This is a genomic window from Nocardia arthritidis, assembly GCF_011801145.1.
GTDB lineage: Bacteria > Actinomycetota > Actinomycetes > Mycobacteriales > Mycobacteriaceae > Nocardia > Nocardia arthritidis_A.
The window spans coordinates 2,435,954-2,447,885 of sequence record NZ_CP046172.1 but is presented as its reverse complement, the minus strand read 5'-3'; the positions used below and the strand labels follow the sequence as shown (position 1 = coordinate 2,447,885).

At 67.1% G+C, this 11,932-nt stretch carries 11 protein-coding genes; 3 read left to right on the top strand and 8 right to left on the bottom strand.

All coding sequences use genetic code 11. From position 1 onward, the window contains the following. Window positions 1–27 precede the first annotated feature (27 nt). The 7 genes from F5544_RS10785 to F5544_RS10755 all read right to left on the bottom strand — a co-directional run bounded on the left by F5544_RS10785 (window position 28) and on the right by F5544_RS10755 (window position 6,808). On the bottom strand, window positions 28–1,596 hold the full coding sequence (locus tag F5544_RS10785) for an amino acid adenylation domain-containing protein (RefSeq protein WP_167473054.1): 1,569 nt from the start codon (window positions 1,594–1,596) through the stop codon (window positions 28–30). A 107-nt stretch (window positions 1,597–1,703) separates the two neighbouring features. Continuing rightward, a complete protein-coding gene (locus tag F5544_RS10780) occupies window positions 1,704–2,039 on the bottom strand; it encodes a phosphopantetheine-binding protein (RefSeq protein ID WP_167473053.1) in 336 nt (111 codons plus the stop codon). Window positions 2,040–2,266: 227 nt separating this feature from the next. Continuing rightward, the gene (locus F5544_RS10775; RefSeq protein WP_167473052.1) at window positions 2,267–3,040 is read right to left on the bottom strand and encodes an ABC transporter permease; all 774 of its coding nucleotides are present in this window, start codon (window positions 3,038–3,040) and stop codon (window positions 2,267–2,269) included. Continuing rightward, the gene (locus F5544_RS10770) at window positions 3,037–3,981 is read right to left on the bottom strand and encodes an ATP-binding cassette domain-containing protein (protein ID WP_167479107.1); all 945 of its coding nucleotides are present in this window, start codon (window positions 3,979–3,981) and stop codon (window positions 3,037–3,039) included. Before F5544_RS10770 ends, F5544_RS10775 begins: the two co-directional genes overlap by 4 nt. Before the next feature lie 91 nt (window positions 3,982–4,072). Next, window positions 4,073–4,942 (bottom strand): DUF4097 family beta strand repeat-containing protein, encoded by an 870-nt coding sequence (locus tag F5544_RS10765; RefSeq protein WP_167473051.1) that lies wholly within the window; start codon window positions 4,940–4,942, stop codon window positions 4,073–4,075. A gap of 44 nt (window positions 4,943–4,986) precedes the next feature. After that, window positions 4,987–5,511: a toxin-antitoxin system HicB family antitoxin gene (locus tag F5544_RS10760; RefSeq protein ID WP_167473050.1), complete on the bottom strand. Its 525-nt coding sequence runs from the start codon at window positions 5,509–5,511 to the stop codon at window positions 4,987–4,989. A gap of 70 nt (window positions 5,512–5,581) precedes the next feature. After that, window positions 5,582–6,808 (bottom strand): cytochrome P450 family protein, encoded by a 1,227-nt coding sequence (locus F5544_RS10755; protein WP_167473049.1) that lies wholly within the window; start codon window positions 6,806–6,808, stop codon window positions 5,582–5,584. A gap of 699 nt (window positions 6,809–7,507) precedes the next feature. Here F5544_RS10755 and F5544_RS47030 point away from each other — a divergent pair. From F5544_RS47030 to F5544_RS10740, 3 genes are all read left to right on the top strand, one after another. Next, entirely contained in the window at window positions 7,508–7,975 is a 468-nt protein-coding gene (locus F5544_RS47030) for a hypothetical protein (protein ID WP_167471224.1), read from the top strand. Window positions 7,976–7,989: 14 nt separating this feature from the next. Beyond that, window positions 7,990–8,889 (top strand): SGNH/GDSL hydrolase family protein, encoded by a 900-nt coding sequence (locus tag F5544_RS10745; protein WP_167473048.1) that lies wholly within the window; start codon window positions 7,990–7,992, stop codon window positions 8,887–8,889. Between the two features lie 74 nt (window positions 8,890–8,963). Further along, a complete protein-coding gene (locus F5544_RS10740; RefSeq protein WP_238847188.1) occupies window positions 8,964–10,298 on the top strand; it encodes an acyltransferase family protein in 1,335 nt (444 codons plus the stop codon). A 386-nt stretch (window positions 10,299–10,684) separates the two neighbouring features. On the opposite strand, the gene F5544_RS10735 is transcribed toward F5544_RS10740, so the two are convergent. Further along, complete coding sequence (locus tag F5544_RS10735; RefSeq protein ID WP_167473046.1) at window positions 10,685–11,923, bottom strand: alpha/beta fold hydrolase; 1,239 nt, start codon at window positions 11,921–11,923, stop codon at window positions 10,685–10,687. Window positions 11,924–11,932: the final 9 nt, after the last annotated feature.

Sequence of the window (11,932 nt, the reverse complement as noted above, 5' to 3'; positions counted from 1 at the left end):
CCGCCGTTGCTCGATATTTCGGCGCGATCAGTCGTCGAGCAGGGCGCGCGCCTGTTCGTCGGACATGGCCTCCACCGCCGCGAGCGCCTGTGCCAGCGGGTCCGGTGCGGTGCGGATCAGGGCGGGCAGCGCATCGCGGTCGATCTTGCCGTTGACCGTCAGCGGGAAGTGGTCGACGACGTGCACGACGGAGGGCACCATATGCTCGGGCAGGCTGTCGCGCAGCCGATTTCGCACGAGATCGGCCGGTATCGCGGCGATCGCGTACGCGATCAGGCGCGGCAGGCCGCTCGCGCCCGGTTCGGTGCGGGCCACCGCGTCGGCCACACCGTCGATGGCCCGCAGCGCGGCCTCCACCTCGCCGAGTTCGATGCGGTAGCCGCGGATCTTGACCTGCTGATCGGCGCGGGCGACGAAGATCATCGATCCGTCGGCGGTGCGCCGCACGAGATCGCCGGTGCGGTACATCCGGGCGCCGGGCGCGAACGGGTCCGCGACGAATCTGGCCGCGGTGAGGCCGGGACGATGCCGATAGCCGCGCCCGGCGGCGATGCCGCCGACATGCACCTCCCCCACCTCGCCCGCCGCCACCGGATCGCCAGTGCGGTCGAGGACGTAGAGCCGCACGCCATCGATGGGCACACCGATCGACGGCGCACTCGCCGACCGCACCGAACACTCCTGCCAGGTCTGCCCGATGGTGCATTCGGTCGGGCCGTAGCCGGCGAAGAACCGGACCGATTCGGCCCACCGGTTGCGCAGTTCGGCCGAGATCCGGTCGCCGCCGGTGATCACCGTCCGCAGATCGGGGACGCCCGCCGGGTCGATGGTGGAGAGCAGGGCTGGCGGCAGATAGACCATAGTCACCCGGCCCTCGCGCATCGTCCGCTCGATCGAATGGTCGGCCGTCGCGAGATCCGGTGCCAGACACAGCGTTCCGCCGGACGCGAGGCCCATGAACAGCTGCCACACCGCGGCGTCGAAGCTCGCGGGAACCGATTGCAGCACCCGCGCGGACTGGTCGAGCCCGAAATCGGTGAGCGAGGCCCGGATCACGTTCGCCAGCCCGGCGTGGGTGAGTTCGACGCCCTTCGGCAGGCCCGTGGTGCCGGAGGTGTATATCACGTACGCGAGCTGGGCCGGTCGCACCGGGACGTGGGAATATCCTTGCGGCGCAATATCATCGATATCGATGACGGTCACCTCCGGCGGCAGGCCCAGTAGGCCGGGGCCGCGGGTGAGCAGGGTGCGCAGCCCGGAGTCGCGCACCATGTACTCCAGCCGTTCCGCCGGATAGGCCGGATCCAACGGCAGATATACCGCACCCGCCTTCAGCACCCCGAGCACCGCGGCCACCTGCTCGGGTGCCCGCGGCAAGGTGACGCCGACGAGCTGTTCCGCTTCGATGCCGAGCCGAATGAGTTCCGCCGCAATCGAATTCGACCACTCGCTCAACTGGCGGTGACTGATCTCGCCGCCTTCGTGCCAGAGCGCCGGTGCGTCCGGAGTTCGCTCGGCCCACCGGTCCGCCATTTTGTGTACTGGCAGCCAATCCTGCTGTATCGCATCAGCTTTCGGATCACCAGGTTCGATCACGAGCCCATCACCTCATTCCGGCGCAGCATCGTGGGCAAGCAAGCGGCCGATCGCCCGGTACATCTGTTCTCCCTGCGGCGCAAGCACATTCAGATCCATCGATGCGGTCAAGAGCCGATTGTCCCGTCGCCCGGCACGTCCGCGACCCTGGCGAGCCGCTCGATCGTCTCCTCCGCCAGGATCTGCCGAGAGGTGATGCTGATGCCCGCGGCCGCCGCCCGAACCACCACCCGCAAACTGGTGATCGAGTCGCCACCGAGCGCGTGGAAACTGTCCGTCAGGCCGATCCGGTCGTTTTCGAAGACCTCGCGCCAGATCCGGATCAGCTCGGCCTCGACCGGCGTCGGCTCGGCATTCCCGTTGACCATGCGTTCCACCACCGCCCGCTTGGCGGGCGAGAGTCGCGCCAGCCGGGCGGCGAGATCGTCAGGGGGCACAGTCATACTCCACTGCTCCGGAACGCGGCCGAATCGTTTTCCCCCACGGGAATCGGCCGATGCTCTCGATTCTCGGCAGGCCCGTCGCGGTCTGGCAAGCGAAAGCCGGTGCGACACAGCGGATGTCTTGTCAGCAGGACAATTCTCGAATTCCTTATACATAAATTTCCGGTGCCGCCAGATAATGGCGGCACCGGAAAGCGGTAACTCTTGTTCAGCTATCGGTCGAAGGATTACTGCACGGCGGTCCGGCGGGAGAAGGCCGAGGTGGCCCAGACGAAGCCGACCACCGCGATACCGAGGCACCAGGCGATCGCCAGCCAGGCGTGATCGCCGATCGGGCCGCCGAGCAGCAGGCTGCGCAGCGCCTCGATGATCTGGGTCAGCGGCTGGTTGGCGGCGAACACCCGCAGCCAGCCGGGCATGGTGTCGGTCGGCACGAAGGCGCCGCCGAGGAAGGGCAGCAGCGAAAGCGGCAGCGTCATGGTGGACGCACCGGCCGGATTCTTCGCGATCAGGCCGAAAGCCGTTGCGAGCCAAGCGAATGAGAACAGCGTCAGGGCGATCAGCCCGATCACGCCGAGCCATTCGACGACGTTCGCGCTCGGGCGGAAACCGATCGCGAGCGCGACGAGCACGACGATCGCGATGCCGATCAGCGACCGAGCGGTGGCGCCGATGACATGGCCGATCAGGACCGAGGGCCGGGCGATCGCCATGGTCCGGAACCGGTCGATGATGCCCTCGGTCATATCCGCGTTCACCGCCAGGGCCGTCGCCTGCGCGGAGTAGGCCGCACCGAGCATGACGATGCCCGGCACCACGTAGTTGATGTATTTGATGCCCTTGGTGTCGAGCGCGCCGCCGAATGCGAAATTGAGCAGCAGCAGCATGATCAGCGGCATCAGCATCGCGAGGGCGAGCTGGCCCGGATTGCGCATGGTGTGCCGCAGCTCCCGGCGCACCATCGTCGTCGAATCGGCGACCGCGCTGGCAACGGATGTCATGGGATGCTCACTTTCTCGTCCTCGCGCTGGGAGTGACCGGTCAGGGCGAAGAAGACGTCGTCGAGATCCGGCGTGTGCACCGACACCTTGTCGACCGGGATGGCGTCATCGGACAGCCGGTCGAGTGCGGCCTTGACCGCGGCGGCGCTGCCGTCGCTGGTGACCTGTGCGGTGAGGGTGTCGCGATCGCGCTCCTGCGTGCCGAGCGCGCGAGCGCCGCGATCGAGCGCCTCGACATCCGGGAACTGCAAGCTGATGTATCCGCCCGGCACCCGCTGTTTGAGTTCGGCCGGCGTGCCCTCGGCGACCAGCTTGCCCTGGTCGAGCACCGCGACATGGTCGGCCAGTTGATCGGCCTCCTCCAGGTACTGCGTCGTCAGGAAGATCGTGGTGCCGTCGGCGACCAGCTCCCGAATGATCTGCCACATCGTGCGCCTGCTGCGCGGATCGAGGCCCGTCGTCGGCTCGTCGAGGAAGATGATGCTCGGCCTGCCCATCAGGCTCATCGCCAGATCCAGGCGGCGTTTCATACCGCCCGAGTAGGTCGATGTGACGCGCGCGGCCGCGTCCACCAGATCGAAGCGCTCGAGCAGTTCGGCGGCCCGCCTGCGCGCGTCGCCGCGGGACAGATGGTTCAGATCGCCCATGAGCAGCAGATTTTCCTCGCCGGTCAGCCAGCGGTCGACCGCGGAGAACTGCCCGGTGACGCCGATCGCGCCGCGGACCGCCGCACCCTCCTTGGTGACGCTGTGCCCGCCCACCCACATATCCCCGCCGTCTGCCGGGATCAGGGTGGTGAGGATTTTGACCGTCGTCGTCTTACCGGAGCCGTTCGGCCCGAGCAGCGAAAAGACTGTTCCCGGAGCGACACTCAGGTCGATCCCGTCGAGCACCACGTGCTCGCCATACGATTTGCGTAGACCGATCGCCATTATCGCCATCGGAGAGATATCAGCCACCTCCCCCTCCTTCCTTACCTTCTCTTGGCGTTCGCCTGCCGCGACCACCGAAAACCTTTGTGCCAGAAGCTTTTCAATCGGCCGAGGAGCCGCTTTCATCGGCGGCGCGCCGGATGATGATGTCGCCCGAGCGAGTTCGGGCGCGCACCTTGACCGTGTTGTCGAACTCGTCCGGATTCTGTTGCACCGGAAGGTTGTTGCGCACCGCACCCTTCTTGCTGTCGGCCTCCACCCAGGCCGCGGTGCCATTGCTGATGCCGATCTCGATATTCGCCGAACTGTTCATCAGATCGGCGTGCCCGTGCGTCAACCGGCCGACCCGAACGGCGCCATCGACCGTCACCGCGGTGACATTGCTGTCGGCGCGGTCGATCTCGATATCGCCGTTCACCGAACGGATGTCGAGATCGTCGGAGGCGTCGCCGATCCAGATCCCGCCCTTGGTGCCCTTGAACCGGAGGATGCCGTCGACCTCGCCGATGCGCGCCGAACCGGACAGGCTGTCGATCTCGGCGGAGCCGGTGACGTGCTCGACCGCGATATCGTCGTGCATCAGGCTCGCGCGCAGCGCGCCGACGCAATCGAGCTGCGCCTGTCCCGATGTCAGCCGCACGTCGCAGTCGCCGAGCCTGCCCTCGGTGCGCACCCGCGCGTGCATCAGCTTCGCGAGCAGGGTGGAATCGGCGGGCAGTTCGATGGTGACGCGGACCGAACTGCGCTTGCTCACCCGCAGCATGCCGGGCGACGGCGTGGTGACCGTCAGCTGACCGGTCGCGAACTCGACCTTCGTCCGCTCGGCGGTATCCACATCGGATTTACTCGCCTTGTCGACCGGTTCGACCGATACCACGGTGTCGGCCCGCTCGCTCGCGACCAGCCGAACCTCGGCGCTGGTGACCGTGACCGATACCGCGATGGGTTCCGGCGTAACGAATGTGGGCATGGTGAATCCCCTTCTCTCGTGCGTGTTCCGGCGGTCGGGCCGGCTCAGCCGACCCAGCCGGTGAAGCGCCCGGAACGGTTGCCGTCCCGGCGCCCCCGCCGGGACCGCTGATCACCGGCGAGCGCCACACCGACCGCCTGGACCAGCCAGGCGTTGACCGAAAGCCCCGCCTCGCTCGCAGCCGCCTCGATGCGCTGCTTGAGCTGTTCCGGGGGGCGGAAGTTGATCCGCGAGACGGCGCCATCCTTGCCGTTCAGCGCCGACGCGGGGATATCCCGCCCGGCGCCCGCCGCGGACGCCCACACCTCGTCGTCCTCGTCCTCCGCAGCGGTTTGGCCGGAGGCGACCACGAAATATGGGTTACGCCCGCGCAGCCGGAGCTCGACCGAACCGGGGAGCAGATCCCTGGTGATCTCGTCCGCGGCGGCGGACAGCACATCGAGCATGGTCAACCGGGTGGCGGCCGCGACGGCGGCGGACAGGCGCTGCGCCAGCGCGGTCTCCTCACCGGAATCGGCCGCCGCCAGTAGCTCTTGCTGCAGGCTGTCGACATAGGGCGTTAGATCCATGGCACAAGCGTAACGCCATCATGGCGCCATATCAAGAATCATGGTGCCATGATGACGCCAGAGGCCGGGTTCAGAAGTGCACGGGCAGCCGCACCAGCAGGTTTCCGATCGGATTCGGATGGTGTTCGAGCTGGTTCCGCTCGATAGCCAGGGATAACCCGTCGCGGGCCAGCAGCAGCTCCCGCAGCGCCACCTCGCTCTCCACCTCCGCCAGCCGCGCGCCGAGGCAGAAGTGCGAGCCGTAGTAGAAGGCCAGGTGGTTACGGCCGGACGCGGGAATCCTCGCGATATCGAAACGGTCCGGATCGTCGAATACCCGGGGGTCGTGATTGGCGGAGACCAGGCAGCCCGCCAAGGTGTCGCCGCGCCGGATGGGCGTGCCCGCCAAATTCAGGTCCTCGGTCGCGTACATCATGGTGCCGACCGTGATCGGGCCCGCGACCCGCAGCAGCTCGTCGACGGCGTGCGGCAGCAATTCGGGATCCGCGCGCAGCCGATCCAGTTGATCGGGGTGATCGAGCAGAGTCACCACGGCATTCGGGATGAAATGCGCTGTGGTCACATACCCGGTCTGGATGAGCATGGTGAACATCGTGACGATCTCGGTATCGGTCAACTGGTCGCCATCCGCCTCGGCGGCGAGCAGTTTCGAAATCGTGTCGTCGCCGGGTTCGGCGCGCCGCCGCGCGATGAGATCCTTCGTGTAGTTCACGAGGAGTCGGGCGCGCTCCAGGATGCGGGTTTGATCGTCGCCCGCGAAGCCCTGAATCCAGCCGCGCACCTCCGCCCGGTCGGCCTCGTCGACGCCGACCAGCTCGCAGATGATGGTGCCGGACAGGTGCGCCGAGAAGTCGGCGAGCAGATCCGGCTCCGGCTTGCGCCGCAGGTCATCGGCCAATTGCGCGGCGACGATCTCGACGCGCGAGCGCAGTGCGTCCATTCGGCGGCTGGTGAAGGCGGGACTCACCAGGGTGCGCAGCCGGGAGTGCGCCCGGCCATCCATATTCACCATGGTGGTCAGGTGCGGCCGGAGATCCTCCGGAACGCCCATCGCCTCCATTATTTGATCCCTGGCACTCGGTTCGTTCAGTCCCGGCACATTGTTGCGGTCGACGACGAACCGCGGATCGGTCAGCGCCGCCTTGACATCCTCGTAGCGCGTGATCAACCAGACCGGTGCGGCCACTCCGGGAAAATTCACCGGGACGACCGGCGCCTCCTCGCGCAGCCGTCCATATGCGGCGGCCGGATTCGTGGTGAATTCGGGATCCATCAAATTTATGGCGGTCATGGACATGCGGTCCTCCTCGACGAGAAATATTATTCGCGCACCATTTACTCTGGATCGTTCGGCAGGTGTTCGTATCAGCGAATGTATTATTCGACCCCACCCATGGTGGCTCGATAATATAGATGTGGCCGAGTCCGGCTCGCGGTCGCCGATATACGGAACCAACCGGGCGTTACGGTGAACCAAGAAATTGCCGGAACGGGCGCGGGTACGTATATAGATCAATTGCCCCCGATGATTTCCAATGCGTCCCGAGCACGTCGTCCGGCCGGTACGGCAGCGTGCGTCCATCCGAATCGAATCGACCGCCGAGTGCGCGAGTTTCGCGACACCACCGGCGTTCTCGCCCGAGATGCGGCATGCGGCGGGTCGCGGTGTCCAACGCCGGATCGCTCCGGCCGCCCCTTACGAGCCGACGCGGCTCGTCCTGTTGCCAGGACAAATCGGCACAGACGCGATCACCGGACGCCATTCACCGGAATTTCCGAATATTCGACGGCCCGGCGGCGAGCGGGCGACGACCGCGTCGGATATGGACAAGTATTGCAATCCGGCCGACCGAATCGCACGATGATAGCGATCCGGCGGGTCGCGTCCGTTCCACCCGGAAAGGGAGCACAGGTGTCGAATATCGCTTCGCGTTTCACTCGCTTTCTCGCAGGTGTCCATCCGGATGCATATCGGCCCGATATGTATCGACACAGTGTGAATCGGATCGATTCGAATCGACGCCCCGGTTCGATTCGGCACAGTGCCGCCGGGGCATTCGCCGAGCCGCGGGATGGCGGGGTGGTCCGATGCGTTGCCGCCCTGGTCGGCGGCATCGCCGTGCTGGCCGCGGTGACGGGATGCGGCTCCGACAGCGGGCCCGCGCACCCCACGACGACGAGCGTGGCGCCGGTCGCGACATCATCCACGCCCCAGCAGGCCGCACCGCCATCGAGCGAGCAGCCCGCCCCACCCCCACCCGTCGCACCCTCACCCGTCGCACCCTCGCCCGAGGCTCCTCCGCCCGCGGCCCCACCCCCGCCGCCACAGGTGCCACCCGAGCCGCCGGTTCAGCCCGCACCGGCCAAGCCGCCCGCGCCGCCGAAGCCCGAACCCCCTGCCCCGACCGCGAAACCCGCACCGACACTGCCGGATCCGGGATTCGATCCGCACGCCGGGTACTGACAGACAGGACGACAGTGACGCACACGAGAGCAGGCCGCCTGCTGGTGACGTTGGCATCAGCGGTCGCCGTGGCGATGAGCGCGGCGAACACCGCGGCGGCCGACCCCGCCGCGGGCCGGGAGGTCGTCGTCCTCGGCGATTCGTACACGTCGAACGGATGGGACTGGAGTTTCACGAATACCTGTGTGCGCGGCCAGACTTCGTGGCCCAACCAGCTCAGCGGCCGGCTCGGCCTGGCGGGCAGCCCGGATTTCCTGGACGAGTCGTGCACCGGCGCGACGATCGACAGCGGGCACAGCACCACGCTGCTGGTGCAGGCGAGGTCGGCGAGTCAGGCGGCCGCGTTCGGCCCGCGGACGAAGCTGGTGGCCCTGCAGTTCGGCCTGAACGACAAGTGGGGCACCAACGATATGACGGTGTGGTCGGCACTGGGGACGTGCCTGTTCAACCTGGTCGACGGGTGCGGGCTGGACGCGGCCCAGCAGGGCCGGATAACCGACTACCACGCGGTATCCGGTGAGCTGTATGCCGAGCGGATCCGGACCGTCGTCGAATACATCCAGTACTACGCGCCGAGCGCGCGGATCGTCCTTGTCGGCTATCCCGAACTCTTTCCGCCCGGCCAGCAGACGCTGTGTTTCGACTTCTTCGGAATGCCGTTCGTGCAGCCGCGCGGTGCGGCGCTGACCGTATATCTGGATCGGCTCGACCAGGCCCAGCGCAAAGCGGCCCAGTTGCTCGGCATCGAATTCTTCGATGCGCGCGCGGTGACCGCCGGGCACGGGCTGTGCACGGCCGAACCGTGGGTGAACGGATTCCTCGATCCGAAGGTCAACCAGGGTGTCGCATTCCATCCGTCCGCGGCGGGCGATGCGGCGGTGGCCGACGGTCTCGCCGCGCTGGCCGGGCGTTGATGCGTGGGCGGCAGGTGACACCCGAGCCCGCCGCCGAGCCGCGGGGGCGGGCTGCCGCATCGGACGGTAGGGCGGTGGCGCAATCCGCTGCGGCGGCGAACGGTGCCACGCCGACAGAGACCGCCGCGGTCACCAACGCCACGACATCGAAAAGCGCTGCGGCGCAGAGCATTGCGACCTCGGAGCCCACTGTCGCGGATCCCCGGCGGGACCGTCCGGCGCTGCCATCGCTGACCGGCGCGCGGTGGTGGGCGGCCTTCTCGGTGTTCATCCTGCACTCGCTGGTGTTCCTGCCGGTATATCCGTTCCAGAAGTCGGAATTCTTTCGGCGGCTGCACTATTGGTTTCCGATGCAGCTGGGCGCGGCGGGCGTCACCTTCTTCTTCGTGCTCTCCGGATTCATCATCTACTGGTCGTACAAGCCGGGGATGACGGTGCGGCTGTTCTACCGGCGGCGAGTGCTGAAGATCTATCCGACGCACCTGCTGGCGGCGGCAATATTCATCGCCGCGGCGGGTCCGCCGCTGGCGCGCACGGTGGTGTGGTTGCCGGATCTGCTGCTGATACACAACTGGGTACCGAAGTGGACCACGGTCGGCGGACTGAATGTGCCCTCGTGGTCGCTTACCTCGGAAATGCTGTTCTACCTGAGCTTTCCGCTGATGCTGCCGCTGGTGCGGCGAATACCGGCGCGACTGCTGCTGCCCGCCGCGGGTGTGCTGCTGCTCGGTATTCTCGCCATGCACACCGCATACTTCCTGTGGGTTCCCGGACCGAAGGGCATCGCGAATGCCTTTGCGCCACGGCTGGTTCCGGGTGAGTTGTCACCGCATTTCGAGCTGCACGCCGCGCCCATCTGGTTCACGCAACCGGATATCCCTGTCGCACAGTCATATTGGCTCAGCTACAACTTCCCGGCCTCGCGCCTGCCGGAGTTCTTCCTAGGTGTGCTCGCGGCCCGCATGGTGCTGGAAGGACGCTGGCACAACACCCGTCTAGCGCCGCCGCTGCTAGCCCTGTTCCTCGCGTACGCGGCGACATGGGTGGTGCCGGTGAACTACAAAATGTCGGCGCTGCTGCTCGCACCGACGACAGCCGTGGTCGCCACGCTCGCGACGCGCGACCTCAACGGCCACCGCGGCCTCAACTCCAACCCCGCACTGGTATGGCTGGGAAATATCTCCTACGCCTTCTACCTGATCCAGTTCCCGGTAATGGTGATCGTCACGCGCACCCTGATCGGCGGCGGCCGCTACGGATTCGGCGGCTGGGCCGGATTCGCGACACTATGCCTGGCCGTCTCGGTGGCAGCGGCAGCCATGATCTATCACTGGGTCGACGTGCCGATCATGCGCCGGTTCGCGGGAAAACGCCCCGCACCGTTGGCAATCGGCCGACGCGGACCATAAAGTCCGCTATGCCTGAACGTTTCGGTGATCGCCCATCGCGAACTACCGCCGGGCCAACATGTCGATTCGCGGGAACCGCCCCGCACCGTTGGCAATCGGCCGACGCGGGCTATGAAGTCCGCCGTGCCTGGGCGTTTCGGTAACGGCTCACCCCGATCCATGCCAGGCGAGCACCTCGGTGCGCGGGAAACGCCCCGCACCGTTGGCAATCGGCCGACGCGAGCCATGAAGTCCGCTATACCTGAACGTTTCGGTGACGGCCCAGCGCGATCCACCGCCAGGCGAACACTGCGGCGCGCGGGGAAACGCCACGCGCCGTCAACGATCGCCGACGCGGACCATGAAGTCCGCTATGCCTGGGCGTTTCAGTGATGACCCAGCGCGATCTACTGCCGGGTGAACACGTCGATGCGTGGGGAATCGTCCTGTGGCGTAGGCGATTCGGCGGCTCGGGTCATGAAGTCGGCGGCCGTGCGGAGTAGGGGGTCGCCCGCGGTGAACGCCGAGATGTGGTCGCCGTGGTCGGTCAGCCAGAGGTGGGCGTTCGGCAGGGCCGCCGCTACTCGTTCGGAAGCGGCGGGATGGGTGGTGTGGTCGTCGCGGCTGGTGACGACGAGCGTGGGCTGCGGCACGTCGGCGAGGTACCGGCCGACGTCGGTGCTGGTCAATGCGAAATTCAGGCGGCAGTACCGGTAGAGCAGTTCCGGGCTCGCGTATGGGTACAGCACGAGGTGGGCCACCTCGGTGGGCGTGTTGGTGAGCATCACCTCGCAGAAGGCGGTGTGCACGGCCGTCGCGGCGGCGCGGTCGGCCGCGGCGGTGGTGGTCAGTTCGAGCATTCCCTTCTCGTGCTTGGTCATCGGGCCGCCGTCGGCGAATCCGTATGCGCCGTGCCACAGGCTGAGCGAGCGAATTGCCTTGGGCCGCAATGCGGCGGCCAGCAGTGCGATGACCGCCCCGCCGCAGAATCCGACGACGTGCGCGCTCGGCGCACCATAGTGCGCCATGACCGTGAACAGGTCGGTGGCCTGCGCCCGGCTGTCCACGGCGTAGTCACCTAAAGGCTCAGCCGCACCGAATAATCCGCGACTCTCCCAGGTCAGCACACGACGGTCGCGGGAAAGAAAGCGCACCCATGACTCCGTGAGCGCGGCGGGCATACCGCATGCGGGGACGAGAACGACAGTCTCCTCCCCCACCCCCGCGGAGTAAACCTGTAGCGGCACACCATCATTCGAGGCGATGGTCTCCTGATGAGCGAACGTGTCGAAACCGGCCGCCACCGCCGCCGCGGCGATCCGCTCCACCTCACCGAGCAGATCCGCGGGAACGATCCCGGCGGCGCGCACGCAGTCACCGAGTGCGAGCCGCTCGCTCACCACCCGTTCGAATACCTGGAGATCGTCGAACGCCACATCCTCGGCCAGCACCAAACCCTCGACTCCGGCGCGCCGGGCGATCCGATCGAGCAGGCGGCGCACCGCATGCCGGTGACCGGGCGGCCAATCGTGCCCGGCATTCGGCACGACGCGCACCGGCGCACCGACCCCGGCGACGAGCGGCCGCACCGAGACGATGGCGGCGGCGAGCCGCTCTATCGCCGATTTCGCTTCTCTGCCAAGCATTTGCGCTCG

Bases quoted from the DNA above. Each gene is read 5' to 3' on its own strand.
- F5544_RS10780 (WP_167473053.1), bottom strand. From the start codon at position 2,039: ATGACTGTGCCCCCTGACGATCTCGCCGCCCGGCTGGCGCGACTCTCG.
- F5544_RS10775 (WP_167473052.1), bottom strand. From the start codon at position 3,040: ATGACATCCGTTGCCAGCGCGGTCGCCGATTCGACGACGATGGTGCGC.
- F5544_RS10770 (WP_167479107.1), bottom strand. From the start codon at position 3,981: ATGGCGATAATGGCGATCGGTCTACGCAAATCGTATGGCGAGCACGTG.
- F5544_RS10765 (WP_167473051.1), bottom strand. From the start codon at position 4,942: ATGCCCACATTCGTTACGCCGGAACCCATCGCGGTATCGGTCACGGTC.
- F5544_RS10760 (WP_167473050.1), bottom strand. From the start codon at position 5,511: ATGGATCTAACGCCCTATGTCGACAGCCTGCAGCAAGAGCTACTGGCG.
- F5544_RS10755 (WP_167473049.1), bottom strand. From the start codon at position 6,808: ATGTCCATGACCGCCATAAATTTGATGGATCCCGAATTCACCACGAAT.
- F5544_RS10735 (WP_167473046.1), bottom strand. From the start codon at position 11,923: ATGCTTGGCAGAGAAGCGAAATCGGCGATAGAGCGGCTCGCCGCCGCC.